The organism is Acinetobacter sp. TR11 (genome assembly GCF_027105035.1).
GTDB lineage: Bacteria > Pseudomonadota > Gammaproteobacteria > Pseudomonadales > Moraxellaceae > Acinetobacter.
The window spans coordinates 525,249-542,656 of the sequence record NZ_CP114256.1 but is presented as its reverse complement, the minus strand read 5'-3'; the positions used below and the strand labels follow the sequence as shown (position 1 = coordinate 542,656).

Genomic DNA, 17,408 nt, shown 5'->3' with positions numbered 1-17,408 from the left:
ACAAAATTAGTGCAATAAAATCATCTTTTAAATTTCTGCCTCATTTTTTTTGATTCAACAAAAATAAAATTTCTTGAAAATGTGCACCCATAGCATCCTCAGCAAGACAATCTTCAGGATTTCGCAAAGGACATTGTTCCAAAGACAAACAACCACAACCGATACATTGATCCAATTGTTGACGTAACTGCAACAACATCATGATTTGCTGATCCAATTGCCCCTGCCACTCTTGTGACATGATTTGCCAATCTTTTTTCGTAGCCACTTGTTGCTTTGGTAAGATACTCAGCGTTTGTTTTATTTGTTTTAAACTGATCCCAACCTGTTGAGCTGCTTTTATAATTGCAATTCGCCTAAGCATCGCACGCTGATACCTACGCTGATTCCCCTCCGTTCTAGTACTCCAAATCAGATCTTTTTCTTCATAAAAACGAATCGTTGGAACACTTACGCCGCTACGTTTTGCAAGTTCTCCTATGCTAAGCCATGTTTCTGGCGAATATTGCTTCAAAATTTTCTTGACCTCTAGTTAACTTGAGCTTTGATACTAGCACATATCAGATTTTATAAAGATGTACCGTAATGAATAAAATAAATACTCAGGCCTTTCAAATAATTAATCCTGAAGCGCTCTATCATCCTAAAAGCAATGGATATAGTCATATTGCTGTTGTGAAACCGAATATGCGAATTATTCATCTCGCGGGGCAAGGTGGAGAAAATAAAAATGGTGAACTTTCACCTTTTTTTGACCAACAGGTACAACAAGTCTTCTATAATATTCAACAGGCTTTAGCCTCAGTTCAAGCAACGCTTTCAGATATTGCCGTGTTACGTGTTCTGATTGTTGATCATGACGCTCCGAAACATCAACTGGTGATTAAAACAATAGTGGATCTTTGGAAAACTCATGAATTCCCAGTTTGTACACTTATTCCAGTCACAGGCTTAGCATTACCAGAAATGCAAATTGAAATCGAAGCGACTGCGTATACTGCCTAAGAACCAGAGAAGAGAATATTATGTCAAACACCCAAAATATTAGTCAAAATAAAGCCTTACTCTGGTTTATGGCAGCAGCATGTGGTTTATGTGCAGGTGCAAACTATTATAGCCAACCCTTAATTCACTCCATTCAGCAATTTTTTGCGGTTACAGAAGGGCAAGCAGCTCTGACTGTAACTTTTGCTCAGGTTTCTTACGCGCTCGGCTTGCTCTTTATTGTTCCAATGGGCGATGTCGTTAATAAGACCAAATTTATTCCGCTCTTAATGGCATTATGTGCGGTAGGCCTATTTATTTGTGCTTTCTCTGTGAATCTACCAATGCTTTGGATTGGTACAATTTTAGTTGGACTATTTTCTGTCGCCGCTCAAGTTTTAATTCCACTCGCAACCATGACTGTTGAACCAGAAAAAACAGGTGAAGTTGTTGGCTTTCTCATGAGTGGTTTATTGGTTGGTATTTTACTTTCCACAAGTCTTGCAGGGCTGTTTTCAAATTTGTTTCATTGGAAAGTCATTTATGTCGTGAGTGGTATTTTAATGTTGATTTTGGCTTATGCACTCAAAAGTCGACTCCCATATGTTATGCGAATCAAAATGGATTACAGACAAATTTTTGTCTCTATGGCTGAATTATTAAAACAAGAAAAACGTTTGCTATTACGTGCATTGACAGGTGCTTTTGCATTTGCAGCAGTCAGTATTTTGTATTCAACGATTGCGTTATTGCTCACAGCAGCACATCACCTTCCTGACCTTGTGATTGGAATGGTTAGCCTTGTCGGTATTTTCGGCGCATTATCAACTCAATATATAGGTCGCTACGCTGACCAAGGTTATACCAAACAATTAACTTGGATCGGTTGTGGCTTGTTCATCATCAGTTGGATTTGTTTCTATTTTGGACAAACTTTTCTATTCAGCTACATTCTTGGATTTGCCGTTATCCAATTGGCTTTAGCACTTGTCCATACCAGTAATCAAAGTATTATTTTCCGTTTACGACCTGATGCAAAATCTCGAATTAATGCCATATATATGACGGCGTATTTTACAGGCGGTGCTTGTGGCTCTGCACTTGGGATTTTTTCATGGAATCATGGTGGTTGGACAATGACGTGCATCGCTGGAATGAGTCTTGTTTTTGCCTGTATGCTTTTTAGTTTATTGGATAATTACTTAATTTATAAAAATGAAAATACTGCAAATAATTGCTAGGCTTCCAACTAAAATCACTTATCAATCAATGCATACTAACAATATCTTTGAGCATCAAAAACGCACCCCAAAACAATCAGTTTAATGCTCATTATTTTGGGGTTACCATTTTATTAGCCAATATCACAGCTAACTACTTTTGAGAATCAATGACTTTTAATGATTCATAATAAAAAAGTATTCACGGTAATATTTTAATTCGGCAATCGAGTCACGAATGTCATCCATTGCCAGATGTGAAGCATTTTTCTTTAAACCACTCATAATTTCAGGTCTCCAGCGTTTCGCCAACTCTTTCACAGAAGACACGTCTAAATTACGGTAATGGAAAAATTGTTCCAACTCAGGCATCAAGCGATGTAAGAACCGGCGGTCTTGGCAAATTGAGTTACCACACATTGGTGATGATTTTGGATTGACCCACTTTTTTAAGAACTCAAGTGTTTGCTGCTCTACATCCTGAGCATTGAGTTTACTACGGCGTACACGCTCAATCAGACCAGATTGGCCATGTTGCTTGGTATTCCACTCATCCATTGCATTCAAAATGATATCTGATTGATGGACAGCTAAAACAGGTCCTTCAGCTAAAATATTAAGGTTGTCGTCTGTAATAATTGTTGCAATTTCAATAATCTTGTCGTTATCAGTATCAAGACCCGTCATTTCAAGGTCAATCCAAATTAATCGTGTATCTGGGGTGCTGCTCATAAATAGCGATTCTAAAGGGCTTAAAAACATCAATAGTAGCAAATTAATTACATCTTGGCTGTAATTCTATAGTGGCTTCATGCTATTTTTGCGGTCTTCAAAGTGTGGATTTTTTGGGACATGAATGGCTTTAATTCGTAAGCGTCGTTTAACTGAACAACAACAGCGTCGTATTGAGAAACAACACAAATCACGTCAAGACGACATTGATACATCGCAAGATTTAGATGGACTAGTTGTTCAGCATTATGGTCGTCAACTCGAAGTACAAGCTTTATCTGTGCCTGAACAGCATCCTGAAAAACCACAGGTCGCTGAAGGTGAGCCAGAACCGTTCTGGAAACCAATCGAATTAGACAGCATTTGGCGCTGTCATACTCGTACTAATTTAGAACTCTTGGTGACAGGTGATCGAGTCAGGTGGCAAGCAGATCCGAATACGGGCTTGGGTATTATTACTGCGATTTATCCAAGACAATCATTGCTCACTCGACCAGATCGTTATCATAAAGTTAAACCGGTTGCGGCAAATATTAGTCTGATTGTGATTGTATTTGCGCCGTTACCAGAACCCGCTCCAACATTGATTGACCGTTATCTAGTGGCCTGTGCCGATGCCAACATTCCCGCGTTATTGGTACTCAACAAATCAGATTTACTGACTGACAATGATCCTATTCTGACGATGCTCAGTGAGTATGAAACTTTGGGTTATGAAACCCTGATTTGTCATTCTCGTGGCGATCTATCTGAGTTATCTACACGTTTGGATAATGAGACGGTGGCTTTCGTTGGACAGTCTGGTGTCGGTAAAAGCTCGCTCATCAATACTATCGTTCCAGATGCCGCACAGAAAACCAATGTGATTTCCGAAAATTCAGCACTTGGTCAGCACACCACCACCTCAACGCGTTTGATTAAATTTGGAACAAACGGTGCGTTAATTGATTCTCCTGGAATTCGAGAATTTGGGCTATGGCATCTCAGTTTAGAAAAGGTACGTACAGGTTTTCCAGACATCGAAGCCCATTTAGGGCTGTGTCAGTTCCGTAACTGCACCCATACTCATGAGAAAAATTGTGCCCTAAAACAAGCGGTTGATGCAGGCGAAATTTTGCAACGTCGTTTAGACAGTTACCTACGCCTTATTGACGAGATTCAAGAAGCGCAGCAAAAAAGTTAGTTTTCTTCTAGTTCTGCCCTTGAACTAACATTTTTGATCACCATAGAGATAAGTTATACTCAGGGTCAATTTTGATTTTAACTTTAGGTGACTTGTGGAACGCTGGTTAGAGTTTATGGGGAATCACCCCTTCTTGTTTGGTGCGCTCGGCGTGTTAATTGTGTTGTTCTTTATTTTAGAAGGACAACGTAATGGTCGTAAAATTTCACCACAATCACTTGGTATTTTGGTCAAGGCAAAAAATGCCATGTTGATCGACTTACGTGATGCGAAAGATTTCCGTGATGGCCATATCAGTGGTAGTCAAAATATTCCATATAGCCAAATCACTAGTCACATTGATGAGTTAAAAGCAAGTGATCGTCCATTGGTATTTATTTGTAACTTAGGGCAAGTTGCAGGCTCTGCATTGCAAAAAGTTGCTCATACGGATAGCTATCGTTTAGATGGTGGTATTAGCAACTGGAAAGCTCAAGGCTTACCTTTAGTGAAAAGCAAAACCAAAGCTTAAGGAGAGATGAAATGACAACCTCAAACGTCACAATTTATTCAACGCTTTCTTGTCCATATTGCGTACGCGCAAAACAATTATTGGAGCGTAAAGGCGTTGCTTATAAAGAAATTAATCTTTCCAACGAAGCCCCTGAAGTTCGTATTGAGTTAATGCAACGTACAAATCATCGTACAGTGCCTCAAATTTTTATCAAAGATCAATTTATCGGTGGTTTTGATCAACTTTATGCTTTAGAGCGTGAAGGTAAACTCGACCAATTATTAGCTTAACAACACTCCAAGATTTAAGGAAAAACAATGAGCGAAGAACAAGTTCAACCACAACTCGCGTTAGAACGTATTTATACAAAAGACATTTCTTTTGAGGTTCCTGGTGCGCAAGTATTTACTAAACAATGGCAGCCTGAACTCAACATCAATTTATCTTCTTCAGCAGAAAAAATTGATCCAACACACTATGAAGTGTCTTTAAAAGTTGTGGTTCAAGCAAATAATGAAAATGAAACTGCGTTCATCGTTGATGTAACTCAATCAGGTATTTTCCTTATTGATGGTGTAGAAGAAGATCGCCTTCCTTACATCTTAGGTGCATACTGCCCAAATATTCTATTCCCATTCTTACGTGAGTCTGTAAATGACTTAGTCACTAAGGGTAGCTTCCCACAATTGTTACTTACACCAATTAACTTTGATGCTGAGTTCGAAGCAAACATGCAACGTTTACAAGCGGATGCTGACGCACAGGGTCAAGCATAATCAAGCTGATCATTGTATTAAAAAGGACTGATTTTCAGTCCTTTTTTATTATCAAATAATCAATCAACAATTGTTCTGAAAGTCAAATTAACTCTAGGTGTGGTCACTTTCTTAGTTGGTGGTAAACGATGTAGCCAGTAGCTTTGTGTTGTATCTTTCATGACCAATAAACTACCATGCTCTAAGTACAACTCGACTTTTTCTTTACTGTGTTTATGTTTAAACGCAAATTTTCTTTCTGCACCAAAACTGAGTGAAGCGATTGAACCATCTCGTTTAAGATCTGTTTCATCATCACTATGCCAAGCCATACCTTCATCTCCTGTGTGATAAAGATTGAGCAGACATGAGTTGAATGATTCACCTGTTAAGCTTTCGACAAGTGCCTTTAATTCGAGTAATTCTTTTGTCCAAGGCAATGCATATTTATTGATATTTGAATAGGTATATTCAAATGCCTGATCACCATACCAAGCCACTTTTCTTTTGGTGATGATTTTTCGCCCAAAAATGATTGCTTGATCATTTTCCCATGCAATATTTTGCATGAGCTTGTCAAAATAATCGTCTGCTCTCAAATTTGGAATCACTTTTCCATAATATTGAACAGTGCCTTGATAGGGTAAATAGTTGTGACTTGGATCTGCATCAATATCAAATAGTTGCATGGGTATGTACGCCCTCCCAAGCAATCATTGCCGTTTTTCTCAACTGCCCCCATTCATATCCACCAAATGCACCTGTAGCTTGAATCACACGATGGCATGGGATCAAGAAAGCAATCGGATTACTACCAATTGCGGTACCCACCGCACGTGAAGCTTTAGGATGATCAATCGATTTTGCAAGCTCTCCATAAGTCGTGAGTTGACCCATTGGAATTTTGAGTAAAGATTGCCAAACCTTCAACTGGAATGCAGTTCCTTTTAAATGTAATTTAATTTTAGCCAAGTGATTTTGATCTATTTGGAACAGTGCCAAAGCACTTTGCTGAAGTGAATCTGATTGAGCGACAAACTTTGCTTTAGGAAATTGCGCTTTTAAATGCTGCAAAGCTTCTGTTGGATTTTCCACAAATGTTAAAGCACAAATCCCCTTGGATGTTGAAGCGACCAAGACTTCACCAAACAAAGTTTCTGCAAATTGATAAGAAATTGTTAAAGCCGCACCACCATTTTTATATTCAGCAGGCGTCATTCCTTCAATCTGAAGGAAAAGATCATGTAATCGACTGGTACTCGATAAACCTGTGGCAAAAGTCGCATCAAAGATACTGCCCTGTTGCTGCTTCAGAATCTGTTTTGCATATTCAATACTGGTATATTGTAAAAATTTCTTAGGGCTCGTCCCCACCCATTCCGTAAATAGACGCTGAAAATGTGCTGAGCTCAAATGAATATGAGCTGCCACCTCTTCAAGTTGTGGCTGCTGCTGAAAATTTTGTTGAATATAAGCAATTGCTTGAGCAACTTTTTGATAATGTTGTTGTGAGGACATAGACCACCTCTCATCATTCACATTTTCACTGTATCAATTTTAAAATGCAGTGAAAATCTGAATCATGCTAAGTTTAAGTTTTTGTTTATCCTTCTCTCTGTACAAATAAAAAACTGCGCTCATTCAAGCACAGCTTTTAAAAGATAGAACATAAAATACTTTAGCTCATTACAAGGGATGACTCATCAATCATCTCGATGAGATTAGTGTGTATAGTATTTATGTCCCTGATCACGTAACTCGGCAATTTTTTTGCCTTGTTTTTTTGCTTCAGCTAATTTACCTGCTTGCACAAGTACTTTAGCCTTATCAATCTCAACAATAATTTGATCAAATAAAACGCCTGAAGTTGCGACTTTATCCGTCGTATTCGCTGCCAATTTATATTGTTTTGAATGCACTGCGGCAGTACGCATATTATTTAAAGCCGTTGTCGCTGCTTGTGGATTTTTAGCTTGGTTAAACGCTTTATAGTTTTTACCTAAAGCTTTCATATCATCATGTAAACCCGCAGCCATAACGGTGCTGCTAAGGGCAAGAGAAGAAAACATAATCACGGTGGCTAAAGTTTTTTTAATCATCAAGATATCCTATCGAAAACTGTGGCTGTAGATGGCTGATCAGAAGCAAAACTTATTGAACTCTGATTTGGCCGCATATATTGCGGCGCTGTTTTAGCATACATAAAAAATGCAACGATTTCGTTGCATTTTAATAAAAGGAGATGTGTGCAGTCATAGGATGTAGACATTTTAATCACACACGCCATGATCTGTTCCATAGAAGATGTTATCCATAACGTTACTGTCCTACTTTATGATGGCAGATCCAGATAAAGAACCATAATAAGAGCGAATGAAATGCCGATCACACCTTTACACTTAGGAATTGGCTGTTGTTGTAAAGCAATTGGTCAACAACGATTTAGCATGATGATTTTTGCAGGTACACAGGTTTTAATGGATATTGAACCTTTATTGGGTTTGATTTACGGTTGGCAATATTTACACCTATATACACATAATTTAATGGGTGCGACTCTCATAGGTAGTATTGCTCTCCTGATCGGTAAACCCATCAGTGAATGGGGGTTATCAATTATAAGTCATAGAAAATGGTGTATCTCATGGAAAACTGCTGCGATCAGTGCGTATATCGGTAGTTTTAGTCATATTCTCTTAGATGCCTTCATGCATCATGATGTTTATTTGTTTTATCCGTGGATATTACAAAAACCATTATTAGGCTTAATTCCTTATTCAATTATTTTTTATGGCTGCCTATTCAGTGCCATTTTAGGCAGTTTATGCTGGTTGATTATTTTGAAACTTAAAAAGAAGGGAGTGTAAAACACTCCCTTGATCCATTCTATAAACGGCGCCGTAATGCATCCGCAATTGACTCCACCAATTGTTGTGAAATCTCTTGTTTTGAAGCTTTCTCTAATTCGCGTTTTTGCATATGGTAAGACTGCGCAAAGAAAACCGTCATCGCATTTTCATCTGAAGCAAAACCAATATCTGGACGTGATACATCATTACACGCAATCATATCGAGTTTTTTAGCAACCAATTTTCCTGCTGCATATTGCTCAACATTTTGGGTTTCTGCCGCAAAACCAACCATAAATGGACGTTGTTGTTGCTCTGCAATGGTCGCCACGATATCTGGGTTCTTCACTAAAGCGACTGCAAGTTCATCACCTGCTTTTTTAATCTTATGTTCTGCGACTTGAGCAACGCGATAATCGGCGACCGCCGCAGTTGCAATAAAGATGTCACAGCCCTCTTTGAGCTGATTCATACTGACATCGAGCATTTGCATAGCAGAGCTGACATTAATTCGTTGCACACCATTCGGTGTATCCAAACTGACTGGACCTGCAACTAAAGTGACTTTTGCACCAGCTGCGTAACAAGCGGCTGCTAGTGAAAAACCCATTTTACCAGTACTGTGATTGGAAATATAACGAACAGGATCAATTGCTTCTCGTGTCGGACCAGCTGTAATAGTGACTCGTTTACCTGCCAACAAACCAAACTTTTCAGCAATCGCACGTTGTGCTTTATGAAAATAAGCGGCAACTTGATGTGCTAAATCTTCAGGCTCAGGCATACGCCCTAAGCCAACATCACCACATGCTTGCTCGCCCGCATCAGGCATAATCACATGCACACCATCTTCAACTAAGGTTTGCAGATTACGCTGAGTGGCTTTGGCTGCCCACATTTGCTGATTCATGGCTGGTGCAACCCAAACAGGTGCTTTGGTTGCTAAATATAAAGTGCTTAATAGATCATCAGCCAAACCATTGGCAAATTTTGCAATGCTGTCACAACTTGCAGGTGCAACCAAGACGAGATCAGCCCAACGCGCCAATTCGATATGTCCCATGCCTGCTTCTGCTTCAGGATTCAATAATTCGGTATGTACAGGATTACCGGACAAAGCTTGGAAAGTGAGCGGTGTAATAAATGCTTGTGCGCCATGCGTCATTACGACACGAACATCGAAACCAAAATCTTTTAAACGGCGTACTAAAATCGCACTTTTATAAGCAGCAATACCGCCAGTAACCGCTAATATAATGTTTTTATGTGGAATAACACTTAGATCAAAGCTCACAAACAGGATACCTTACTGTTGCAGTGGCGCTCACAATAGCATTAAATACGATCATACCCAAGTGATGTACTTGGAAAAATCATCATCATAAAAAAATTACGTGAATAAAAATGAATCAACCAATAAGACAATCTATCAAAGCATGGCCTGAACAAGAACGCCCACGCGAACGTTTATTATTACAAGGCGCACAAAGCCTATCTGATGCAGAACTATTGGCTATTTTTCTACGCTCAGGCTCAAAGCAACACTCCGCGGTGGAACTTTCTCGGATTTTGATTCAACATTTTGGTGGATTGAATCCAATTTTTGATGCATCACTTGAAGACTTATCCCAATTTAATGGAATTGCATCCACCAAATATGCCCAATTGATGGCCGTCAAAGAGTTAGGACGACGTTACCTACATAATTATTTTCATCAACAACGTTTATGTCTAGATACCTCAAGCTTAGTACTCGATTACTTACGCTATGAACTTCAAGGTGAAAAACAGGAGGTATTTGCTGTACTGTGTTTAGATGCTGAGCTAAGAAAACTACATTTTAAAAAACTCTTTTTTGGTTCACATCATTCATGTAGCGTTTCACTGAATCAAACCTTACGTTATGCTTTACAACAACAAGCCTGCCAAATTGTGGTTGCACATAACCATCCCTCTGGCATTGCTCAACCCTCAGCAGAAGATATTTATCTGACGCAGCAACTCAAACAAGCTTGTAAACTATTGGAAATTAATCTGATTGATCATTTTATTATTTCAGCAGAGGATCATTTTTCATTTTCTGAACAACAACTCCTCAACCCCACTAAAATCAAGTAATCTCATCTTGACAAAGCCCAAATCTAACCCGAACATCAACATATAAAATTAATGATTCAAATAACATGATTGTGCGTGATCAACCGAGTATTTTTAAAGTTTTATTCTCATGGCGTGGGACGATTTTACCTAAAATTTTACCCTCTCTCGGTTTCGTCATGCTCATCTCTGCCATTATTGGGGGTATTGAATATGTAGAGTTATACCGTTTTCCAGAAATTCCTTTGGTTGGCTTTACACTGATCGGGGTAGTGCTTTCGATCTTCTTAGGTTTTAAGAATACCGCTTGTTATGATCGTTGGTGGGAAGCACGTAAGCTTTGGGGGGTTTTGATCGCAACGTCACGTCATTTTGATCGCGACTGTCGTGTATTAACTCAGGCTCGCCGTGAACGTATTATTCAAAATGTGATTGTATTTGCGAATGTGTTGCGTGATCGTTTGCGTCATCAAACAGCCAATCCAACTGAACTCACAGAAACCAGTGGCTTGAGCCAACAAGCACTCACTCAACTTTATCAGCAACATAATGCACCACAATACACTTTAAGCCTGATTCAATGGGAACTATTACAAGCCATGAAAGAAGGTGAAATATCAGATATTATCTATACTCAAATGAACCGCCATGTCGCGGCCTTAAGTGAAATGCAAACAGGCTGTGATCGTATTGCCAATACCCCGATTCCATTTGCATACTCTGTTTTACTGAATCGTACTGTGTATTTTTTCTGCTTTATGCTGCCGTTTAGCTTAGGGTCTTTATTAGGTCTAGTGACCCCGCTTTTAGTCGGAATTTTGGCTTATACATTTTTGGGATTAGATGCTTTAAGTACAGAAATTGAAGAACCATTTGGAACACAAAGCAATGACTTGCCTTTAGATGCGATGGTGCGTTCAATTGAAATTGAATTACTGGGAACTTTGGGTCGCCCAACCCCTCCACCAATTCAGGCACAGGATCATAATTTATTGTAAATTATGATCTTTTCATTTATATTGGCGAAAAATTAAAATAATTCGTCTATTGAAATGAAAAAACTCTCAAAATTTACTCGACTACCTTTTATTCCTGAAATGAATCAGGATTCTGTGTTATATACCATTATATTTTTAATCTGTTTCCCACTAGCCCCCCTATTCTTATCTTTAGAAAAGAAGAACTTATTCTTTTGGATGTTACTAGCTTATTATCTAATCTCAATATACGCACCTCGGTTAATGGTTGCAAAAGATCTAATTTTTAGAAATTTTATTGAGTTTAGGGGTGAAATGACTGATTCTTTTCCTTCTGAACATAGCAATTACTCTACTGAGATCAAAATCAGTACCCAAGAAAAGATCAATCAAGATGTATCAAAAAACTTTTTAATTATTACACCGAATGAAACACGAAGACCCTATTTTTATCAACGGCTATTTTCTTCTCAAATACATAAGTTTTTATTAGATGATTTTATCAATCAGCCAGTCATTTTTCGCTCATTTCAACACAGTGCTTTTATTTTTGATTTAGGTCTTACTGTCAAAGCTCAATCGGGTCGTGAAATTCATTTTTTTCTTAATCATGTAGAATTGATTAATAAAAATCTTGAAAAAATACGCCTACAATATAAAGAAATAAAAAATATACAGCACCATTTAGATATTGAAACTCAGATTCATTCTTTTAAATTAAAGTTCCAATACACTGATGACATTTCATTCAGTTGTAATCAAACTCAGTATTTAATGATTGATCAAATACTGACAGCAGCAAAGATTGATTTTTAAATTAAACAAACCATCATGCAAAACCATGAAACATCCATTGTATGCCCCATAGAATAATGATCAAAAAGATGATGATTAAATATAATTCTATTTTCTTCATTTTTAGACTATTTAAAACTTTCCCAAATCCCTTTCTGCCCTTCTTTCACTCTAGGTGTATTGCCCAGTTTAATCCACGGCATATTTTCACCATGAAAATCACTACCGATTGAAACAGCCAAATCAAACTGCTGAATCATTCGATCGACCATTTGACGTGTTGAAGCGGGTTCTACACTCGGAGGAAGCTCAACAGCATCTCCACCCGATTCAGCAAATAACTCAATCAAATAACGAATATTAGTGGCAGATAAATCATAACGTGTTGGATGTGCTAAAACAGCGAAGCCTTGACTCGCATGAATCACATCAATGGTTTCTTTGAGTCCAATGCCATCAAATTTCACAAAAGCCTTTTTACCCTCTTTAAGAAAACGGTCAAATGCTTGTTGCGGACGACTGACAATATTTTTCTCTACCAATACTTTGGCGATATGCGTTCGTGTTACACGGTCTGCTTGCCCATCGACTTTGGCAACCACATCAGGATAAATATCAAAATCAATACATTTCTGTAATAAGCTACAGATGACTTTGGCACGCTCAGCACGGACTTTTTTCTGATTTTCAAGCATCTCTCGTATTGGTGCTTCATCTTGCATATTCAGTGCCACAATATGTACACCATAACTCTTTTTGGTATTCGGTCGTGACCATTGGCTAGATATTTCTGTACCAGAAATTATTTGAATATCATAGTCTTGAGCATGTTTTTTGGCACGGCTTAAAGCATCCATCGTGTCATGATCAGTGACCGCAAGTGTATGTATTTTTAAGTCAACAGCCGCCTCTACCAATTGTTCTGGAGAGTATGTACCATCTGAAATGTGGGTATGTGTATGTAAATCGACACCGAACATGGTTTGTATTATGCTATCTGACCTATTTCATCATCGTACTGTAACATGAAAGCGTTGCTCGACTATCTGCCGATTATTATCTTCTTTTATTTTTATAAAACCACTGATCCAAAAGATAGTCACCATCCTTTATTAGAGCTTGTTGGTAGTGCTGGAAATACCGATCAAAATCATATTCTTGTTGCAACCTGTGCGCTTTTAATTTCAACGCTTGTTGTTTACGGTTGTTTGTTCTTTTTCCAGAAATTTAAACTGGAAAAAATGCAATGGTTTATTGTTGTAATGTCGGTGATTTTTGGTGGAATCACACTCGTATTCAGTGATGTGACCTACATTAAAATGAAAGCGATCATCATCAATGTCGGTATCGGAATAGGTTTTTTAGTTACCCCATTATTCAATAAAGAACGTACCCCGATTATTAAAAAGCTTCTTGGTTCATTACTCGAGTTAAGTCATCAAGGCTGGATGAAGTTGAACTTAGCGTGGTGTGGACAATTCTTTTTGCTTGCCGCTTTACATTTTTTCTTTGGATTCGTCTATATGCAAGGCAAATATTGGGGCGAATTCACGGCTTTCGGCGATATTATCGTTTCTATCAGTTACCTTGCTGCTATACTATTTTTCTTAAGAAAGCATTTTAAAACCACCGACTGAATTTTGAATCATTGAGCGACTGCCATGCCTTATTTTGTCCTAACCTGTACTGATCATGAAGGTACCTTAGAAAAACGTTTAGCAACTCGTCCACAACATATTGAACGATTGCAAAAGCTAGATGATGAAGGACGTTTAATTGCTGCTGGCGCTCATCCTAAAGATCCAAATGACCCACAAGCAGGTTTTTTAGGTAGTACGATTATTGTTGAATTTGACACGCGTGAAGCACTAGATAGTTGGATTCAGGAAGAGCCTTTTTTAAAAGAAGGAATTTACTCAAATATTGACGTAAAACCTTTCAACAAAGCTTTTCCAAAAGGGTAAATCATGCACTTTGCCACCAAAAGCTTTTTCGCCTTATGCTTAATAAGTTCATCAGTCTGGGCTGTTGAACCAACACCAGCTGTCGCACCGACAACAACTGTTCAAGCTAAACCAAACTCAACAACAGCTCCCACCACTGTTGCTACGGCAACTGCTAAGCCCTTAACTGCTGAACAAATTGCAAAGGCTAAACAGCAACAAGAAGCCAAAGTCAAAGCATTGGTTCAAGATCAAGCCAATCGCTTAAAACAACTTGAAAACGCCAATCTTGAAGCGCTCTCGCAAAATCAAGAATTACAACTCAAAAATGACAATCTTACTGTTCAGATTCAAGTTTTACAAAGTGAGCGCAGTGCTCAAATGTTCTTGTATGGTGCTATGACCATTGCAGTTGGTGTCATTCTAGGTTTCTTTATTGCGAGCTATGTCTACACCAAACGTCGTCGCCAGTGGTAAAAATATAATTTTTATTTATGTCTCACTCATCTAAATTACAAACTGCTGAATTAGATTGGGAAATAGTCGATGACATCGAAATTCCTATTTCTAAGCAATTCGGTGATGTTTACTTTTCTAAAGACAATGGTTTACTTGAAACCCGACATGTATTTTTAAATGGCAATGATTTAACCGAACGCCTCTCCCGATTACACGATCATCAATATTTCTGTGTAGGTGAAACTGGTTTTGGTACAGGACTCAATATTTTGACCTTGTGGCAACTCTGGCAACAAGTTCGCTTAGATAATCACAGCCATTTACATGTTATCAGCGTTGAAAAATTTCCATTAAATAAAGCTGATTTGATCCGTGCACTCAATGTTTGGACAGAACTCAAACCTTTAGCAGAAAAATTGATTCAGCAATATCCCTTGCCAATCGCAGGCTGCCATCGTTTAAGCTTTCCTGATGAACGCTTTAGCATTGATTTATGGCTAGGGGATGCTCAGGATATTTTTCCAACTATTCCCAAAACTCAAGCAGTGAATGCATGGTTTTTGGACGGTTTTGCCCCATCTTGTAATCCAGATATGTGGCAAGCAAATGTCTTAGATCACATGGTGCGTTTATCTGATTTTGGAACAACTTTCGCATCCTTTAGTGTCGCAGGCATATTAAAACGTGGGCTTAAACAACACGGCATTCAAATCAGCCGTCCACGAGGTTTTGGTCATAAACGAGAAATGCTCAAAGCTATTTGGCTAAATGCTTCACAAGAAGAAACAGACACCGCCGATTCGAAACAAGACATAACGATTCAAAATGAATCTGAAATAACAAGCTCAGCATCTGTACAGCGACATATTGCGATTATTGGTGCAGGAATCGCAGGTTTAAGCTCAGCATGGGCATTTGCTCAACGAGGACATCAAGTTGCGATCTACGAGCAAAATGAGCCGCTTTCAGGAGCATCTGGCAATCCCTTGGCGTTGCTCAATCCAAAACTATGCCCAATTGAACAGGCGCATGAACACTTGATGACCTTGAGTTGGCAACATGCGTTGAATTTTTATCCTCGTTTTAAGGCATTTAGACCGATTCAAGTAGAGCAGATTGCATTAAAAAATGCAGATGAACTGCTAGGGCTGGTTGAGCAATATCCTGAAAATGTTTTAACTGCAAATACAACGCTTGAATGCCTTCCCCAAACAGAGCTTCCAAGTCTGACCTTACATGAAGCTGGCGCAGTTTCACCTCATCAATTACGTGATGAGATTTTACAACATCCTAATATTCGAATAGAAAAAGTAAAAATTTCTCGATTAGAGTCGAATGGTAGTCAAGTTACACTCTGGCATGACCAACAAAAAATTGCCATAACGGATCATGCGATTGTCTGTTGTGCTAAACAAAGTGCTGAACTCATCGAAAACTATCCAGTCTTAAAGCCAATTCGAGGACAAGTCAGCTGGGTTGAGAATAGCCAGCGGCCTTTAGCACTGGATCAAGCTTATAGTTATGGCGGCTATTGCATACAACTGGATGCTTCACAGTTAATTCTCGGTGCATCTTTTTATCCCAATCGGGATGATGCAGAAGTGCTAACTGAAGACCATGTGCATAACTACGAACTTATCCACAGTGTCTTCCCTCAATATGCCGAACAACTTCCAAAGCTGGAGACTTGGCAAGGAAGAGCATCAGTTCGCGCACAAAGTTTAGATTATTTCCCCTTACTTGGGAAAATACAAAATCTTGATCAAATCTATACTTTTGCTGGTTTAGGATCGAAAGGTTTTTTATTTGCGCCATTATGTAGTGAAATCTTAGCGGCACTAATTTTAGGTGAACTCTGCCCAGTTCCTCAAAGTTTATTGGATAAATTAAATCCTCAAAGATTTCAAAAGAAATTAAAAGCTAAAAAACCTTATTATTCTGGGTAAATTATTATTTTAGTTGTTCATTCTTTAAATTTGCCAAAATACCCAAGTATTTTGGCAAATTTAACTGATCTATGCGCCTTGTTCTAAAGCTAAGCCAGCATCACGTGCTGCACGTGTACCGCCCATCAATACAACATATTCACGAGAATCATCTAAACCGTCTAAAAGCTCTGCTGCGCGTGGTGCTTTACTACCACCACCACATAAAATATAAATCGGCTGATCCGCTGCAACCTGAGTCAAACTATCCGCATTAATTTCAGCAATTGGACGATTTAACGCCCCTTTGACGTGTGCCTCTGCATAAGCTTTGGCATCTCGGACATCCCAAATGACAGCGCCTTCTGGGAACTCAAATGTTGTAATTTCTTGTTTACGGATCATTGTGCACTCCTTTGATGTAAACAACACTTGGCAAATGAAGAAAACACCCTTAGCATCTCAAATATTCTTTCCCTTTGTAAAGGTCTAACCATGCCTTCTTTTGATATTGTTTCTGAATTAGAGTTATTTGAAGTCAATCATGCTGTACAAAATACAGAAAAAGAGATTGCAACACGTTTTGACTTCCGTGGACAAGACGTTTCAATTGAGTTAAATGAAAAAAATAAAGAAATCAAAATCTCAACTGAAAGTGACTTCCAATGCGAACAAGTCTATACCATGCTTGAAAATCACTTCTATAAACGTAAGATTGATGTACAAGCTTTAGATCCACAAAAAGCCACTGCTTCTGGTAAAAATGTGGTCCAAGTGATCAAGCTGAAAGATGGACTTGACTCAGATACCGCAAAAAAAATTAATAAAGCCATTAAAGAAAGTGGTATCAAAGCGCAATCTTCTATCCAAGGAGACAAAATCCGTGTCACAGATAAAAAGCGCGATACATTGCAACAGGTCATGAACTTTTTACGTGAACAACAATTTGGTCTACCACTTCAATTTAATAATTTCAAAGACTAAGCATTAGGTTCA

Annotated in this window: 23 protein-coding genes; 15 read left to right on the top strand and 8 right to left on the bottom strand. The window is 38.5% G+C overall.

Features of this window, described 5'->3' with window-relative positions; translation table 11 throughout:
* Window positions 1–40 precede the first annotated feature (40 nt).
* Window positions 41–514, bottom strand: a complete 474-nt coding sequence (gene soxR, locus O1450_RS02615; protein WP_269229593.1) for a redox-sensitive transcriptional activator SoxR — start codon at window positions 512–514, stop codon at window positions 41–43.
* A gap of 71 nt (window positions 515–585) precedes the next feature.
* Here soxR and O1450_RS02610 point away from each other — a divergent pair, with 71 nt between their 5' ends.
* Together O1450_RS02610 and O1450_RS02605 are read left to right on the top strand one after the other, a co-directional pair.
* Window positions 586–1,005 carry a RidA family protein gene (locus O1450_RS02610; protein WP_269229592.1) on the top strand — a complete coding sequence of 140 codons (420 nt, stop codon included), beginning with the start codon at window positions 586–588 and terminating at the stop codon, window positions 1,003–1,005.
* 20 nt (window positions 1,006–1,025) lie between these two features.
* Window positions 1,026–2,225 carry an MFS transporter gene (locus tag O1450_RS02605; RefSeq protein ID WP_269229591.1) on the top strand — a complete coding sequence of 400 codons (1,200 nt, stop codon included), beginning with the start codon at window positions 1,026–1,028 and terminating at the stop codon, window positions 2,223–2,225.
* A 156-nt stretch (window positions 2,226–2,381) separates the two neighbouring features.
* Here O1450_RS02605 and orn read toward each other — a convergent pair whose 3' ends face one another.
* Window positions 2,382–2,936, bottom strand: coding sequence for an oligoribonuclease (gene orn, locus O1450_RS02600; protein WP_269229590.1), 555 nt, complete (start codon window positions 2,934–2,936; stop codon window positions 2,382–2,384).
* Between the two features lie 124 nt (window positions 2,937–3,060).
* Here orn and rsgA point away from each other — a divergent pair, with 124 nt between their 5' ends.
* The 4 genes from rsgA to secB all read left to right on the top strand — a co-directional run bounded on the left by rsgA (window position 3,061) and on the right by secB (window position 5,388).
* A complete protein-coding gene (gene rsgA, locus O1450_RS02595; protein WP_269229589.1) occupies window positions 3,061–4,119 on the top strand; it encodes a ribosome small subunit-dependent GTPase A in 1,059 nt (352 codons plus the stop codon).
* 94 nt (window positions 4,120–4,213) lie between these two features.
* Entirely contained in the window at window positions 4,214–4,630 is a 417-nt protein-coding gene (locus tag O1450_RS02590; protein WP_004664144.1) for a rhodanese-like domain-containing protein, read from the top strand.
* An 11-nt stretch (window positions 4,631–4,641) separates the two neighbouring features.
* On the top strand, window positions 4,642–4,902 hold the full coding sequence (gene grxC / locus O1450_RS02585; protein ID WP_004664142.1) for a glutaredoxin 3: 261 nt from the start codon (window positions 4,642–4,644) through the stop codon (window positions 4,900–4,902).
* A 27-nt stretch (window positions 4,903–4,929) separates the two neighbouring features.
* Complete coding sequence (gene secB, locus O1450_RS02580) at window positions 4,930–5,388, top strand: protein-export chaperone SecB (RefSeq protein ID WP_004664141.1); 459 nt, start codon at window positions 4,930–4,932, stop codon at window positions 5,386–5,388.
* 59 nt (window positions 5,389–5,447) lie between these two features.
* Here secB and O1450_RS02575 read toward each other — a convergent pair whose 3' ends face one another.
* The 3 genes from O1450_RS02575 to O1450_RS02565 all read right to left on the bottom strand — a co-directional run bounded on the left by O1450_RS02575 (window position 5,448) and on the right by O1450_RS02565 (window position 7,466).
* On the bottom strand, window positions 5,448–6,056 hold the full coding sequence (locus tag O1450_RS02575; RefSeq protein WP_269229588.1) for an alpha-ketoglutarate-dependent dioxygenase AlkB family protein: 609 nt from the start codon (window positions 6,054–6,056) through the stop codon (window positions 5,448–5,450).
* Complete coding sequence (locus tag O1450_RS02570; protein ID WP_269229587.1) at window positions 6,043–6,885, bottom strand: bifunctional transcriptional activator/DNA repair enzyme AdaA; 843 nt, start codon at window positions 6,883–6,885, stop codon at window positions 6,043–6,045. The genes O1450_RS02575 and O1450_RS02570 overlap by 14 nt, the downstream gene beginning before the upstream one ends.
* Before the next feature lie 203 nt (window positions 6,886–7,088).
* Window positions 7,089–7,466, bottom strand: a complete 378-nt coding sequence (locus O1450_RS02565) for a cytochrome b562 (RefSeq protein ID WP_269229586.1) — start codon at window positions 7,464–7,466, stop codon at window positions 7,089–7,091.
* A gap of 279 nt (window positions 7,467–7,745) precedes the next feature.
* On the opposite strand from O1450_RS02565, the gene O1450_RS02560 reads away from it, so the two are divergent.
* Entirely contained in the window at window positions 7,746–8,234 is a 489-nt protein-coding gene (locus tag O1450_RS02560; RefSeq protein WP_269229585.1) for a hydrolase, read from the top strand.
* A 19-nt stretch (window positions 8,235–8,253) separates the two neighbouring features.
* Here O1450_RS02560 and coaBC read toward each other — a convergent pair whose 3' ends face one another.
* Window positions 8,254–9,510: a bifunctional phosphopantothenoylcysteine decarboxylase/phosphopantothenate--cysteine ligase CoaBC gene (coaBC, locus tag O1450_RS02555; RefSeq protein WP_269229584.1), complete on the bottom strand. Its 1,257-nt coding sequence runs from the start codon at window positions 9,508–9,510 to the stop codon at window positions 8,254–8,256.
* Between the two features lie 110 nt (window positions 9,511–9,620).
* Between coaBC and radC the strand changes: the two genes are divergently transcribed.
* The 3 genes from radC (at window position 9,621) to O1450_RS02540 (ending at window position 12,106) form a co-directional block, all read left to right on the top strand.
* The gene (gene radC, locus O1450_RS02550) at window positions 9,621–10,334 is read left to right on the top strand and encodes a RadC family protein (RefSeq protein WP_269229583.1); all 714 of its coding nucleotides are present in this window, start codon (window positions 9,621–9,623) and stop codon (window positions 10,332–10,334) included.
* Between the two features lie 65 nt (window positions 10,335–10,399).
* Entirely contained in the window at window positions 10,400–11,311 is a 912-nt protein-coding gene (locus O1450_RS02545; protein WP_269229582.1) for a bestrophin family protein, read from the top strand.
* Between the two features lie 54 nt (window positions 11,312–11,365).
* On the top strand, window positions 11,366–12,106 hold the full coding sequence (locus O1450_RS02540; RefSeq protein ID WP_269229581.1) for a hypothetical protein: 741 nt from the start codon (window positions 11,366–11,368) through the stop codon (window positions 12,104–12,106).
* 107 nt (window positions 12,107–12,213) lie between these two features.
* Here O1450_RS02540 and O1450_RS02535 read toward each other — a convergent pair whose 3' ends face one another.
* A complete protein-coding gene (locus O1450_RS02535; RefSeq protein WP_269229580.1) occupies window positions 12,214–13,065 on the bottom strand; it encodes a PHP domain-containing protein in 852 nt (283 codons plus the stop codon).
* 45 nt (window positions 13,066–13,110) lie between these two features.
* On the opposite strand from O1450_RS02535, the gene O1450_RS02530 reads away from it, so the two are divergent.
* Genes O1450_RS02530 through mnmC form a run of 4 tightly spaced genes read left to right on the top strand, consistent with a single transcriptional unit; the run spans window position 13,111 to window position 16,433 of the window.
* Complete coding sequence (locus O1450_RS02530) at window positions 13,111–13,722, top strand: septation protein IspZ (RefSeq protein WP_269229579.1); 612 nt, start codon at window positions 13,111–13,113, stop codon at window positions 13,720–13,722.
* Between the two features lie 24 nt (window positions 13,723–13,746).
* Window positions 13,747–14,049, top strand: coding sequence for a YciI family protein (locus O1450_RS02525; RefSeq protein WP_269229578.1), 303 nt, complete (start codon window positions 13,747–13,749; stop codon window positions 14,047–14,049).
* Between the two features lie 3 nt (window positions 14,050–14,052).
* Complete coding sequence (locus O1450_RS02520; RefSeq protein WP_269229577.1) at window positions 14,053–14,505, top strand: hypothetical protein; 453 nt, start codon at window positions 14,053–14,055, stop codon at window positions 14,503–14,505.
* A 17-nt stretch (window positions 14,506–14,522) separates the two neighbouring features.
* Window positions 14,523–16,433, top strand: coding sequence for an FAD-dependent 5-carboxymethylaminomethyl-2-thiouridine(34) oxidoreductase MnmC (gene mnmC / locus O1450_RS02515; protein ID WP_269229576.1), 1,911 nt, complete (start codon window positions 14,523–14,525; stop codon window positions 16,431–16,433).
* 69 nt (window positions 16,434–16,502) lie between these two features.
* Here mnmC and O1450_RS02510 read toward each other — a convergent pair whose 3' ends face one another.
* A complete protein-coding gene (locus O1450_RS02510) occupies window positions 16,503–16,817 on the bottom strand; it encodes a rhodanese-like domain-containing protein (protein WP_004664933.1) in 315 nt (104 codons plus the stop codon).
* 90 nt (window positions 16,818–16,907) lie between these two features.
* Between O1450_RS02510 and O1450_RS02505 the strand changes: the two genes are divergently transcribed.
* A complete protein-coding gene (locus tag O1450_RS02505; protein ID WP_004655922.1) occupies window positions 16,908–17,396 on the top strand; it encodes a YajQ family cyclic di-GMP-binding protein in 489 nt (162 codons plus the stop codon).
* Window positions 17,397–17,408 lie beyond the last annotated feature (12 nt).

Bases quoted from the DNA above. Each gene is read 5' to 3' on its own strand.
- O1450_RS02610 (WP_269229592.1), top strand. From the start codon at position 586: ATGAATAAAATAAATACTCAGGCCTTTCAAATAATTAATCCTGAAGCG.
- O1450_RS02605 (WP_269229591.1), top strand. From the start codon at position 1,026: ATGTCAAACACCCAAAATATTAGTCAAAATAAAGCCTTACTCTGGTTT.
- orn (WP_269229590.1), bottom strand. From the start codon at position 2,936: ATGAGCAGCACCCCAGATACACGATTAATTTGGATTGACCTTGAAATG.
- rsgA (WP_269229589.1), top strand. From the start codon at position 3,061: ATGGCTTTAATTCGTAAGCGTCGTTTAACTGAACAACAACAGCGTCGT.
- grxC (WP_004664142.1), top strand. From the start codon at position 4,642: ATGACAACCTCAAACGTCACAATTTATTCAACGCTTTCTTGTCCATAT.
- secB (WP_004664141.1), top strand. From the start codon at position 4,930: ATGAGCGAAGAACAAGTTCAACCACAACTCGCGTTAGAACGTATTTAT.
- O1450_RS02575 (WP_269229588.1), bottom strand. From the start codon at position 6,056: ATGCAACTATTTGATATTGATGCAGATCCAAGTCACAACTATTTACCC.
- O1450_RS02570 (WP_269229587.1), bottom strand. From the start codon at position 6,885: ATGTCCTCACAACAACATTATCAAAAAGTTGCTCAAGCAATTGCTTAT.
- O1450_RS02565 (WP_269229586.1), bottom strand. From the start codon at position 7,466: ATGATTAAAAAAACTTTAGCCACCGTGATTATGTTTTCTTCTCTTGCC.
- O1450_RS02560 (WP_269229585.1), top strand. From the start codon at position 7,746: ATGCCGATCACACCTTTACACTTAGGAATTGGCTGTTGTTGTAAAGCA.
- radC (WP_269229583.1), top strand. From the start codon at position 9,621: ATGAATCAACCAATAAGACAATCTATCAAAGCATGGCCTGAACAAGAA.
- O1450_RS02545 (WP_269229582.1), top strand. From the start codon at position 10,400: ATGATTGTGCGTGATCAACCGAGTATTTTTAAAGTTTTATTCTCATGG.
- O1450_RS02540 (WP_269229581.1), top strand. From the start codon at position 11,366: ATGAAAAAACTCTCAAAATTTACTCGACTACCTTTTATTCCTGAAATG.
- O1450_RS02535 (WP_269229580.1), bottom strand. From the start codon at position 13,065: ATGTTCGGTGTCGATTTACATACACATACCCACATTTCAGATGGTACA.
- O1450_RS02530 (WP_269229579.1), top strand. From the start codon at position 13,111: ATGAAAGCGTTGCTCGACTATCTGCCGATTATTATCTTCTTTTATTTT.
- O1450_RS02525 (WP_269229578.1), top strand. From the start codon at position 13,747: ATGCCTTATTTTGTCCTAACCTGTACTGATCATGAAGGTACCTTAGAA.
- O1450_RS02520 (WP_269229577.1), top strand. From the start codon at position 14,053: ATGCACTTTGCCACCAAAAGCTTTTTCGCCTTATGCTTAATAAGTTCA.
- mnmC (WP_269229576.1), top strand. From the start codon at position 14,523: ATGTCTCACTCATCTAAATTACAAACTGCTGAATTAGATTGGGAAATA.
- O1450_RS02510 (WP_004664933.1), bottom strand. From the start codon at position 16,817: ATGATCCGTAAACAAGAAATTACAACATTTGAGTTCCCAGAAGGCGCT.
- O1450_RS02505 (WP_004655922.1), top strand. From the start codon at position 16,908: ATGCCTTCTTTTGATATTGTTTCTGAATTAGAGTTATTTGAAGTCAAT.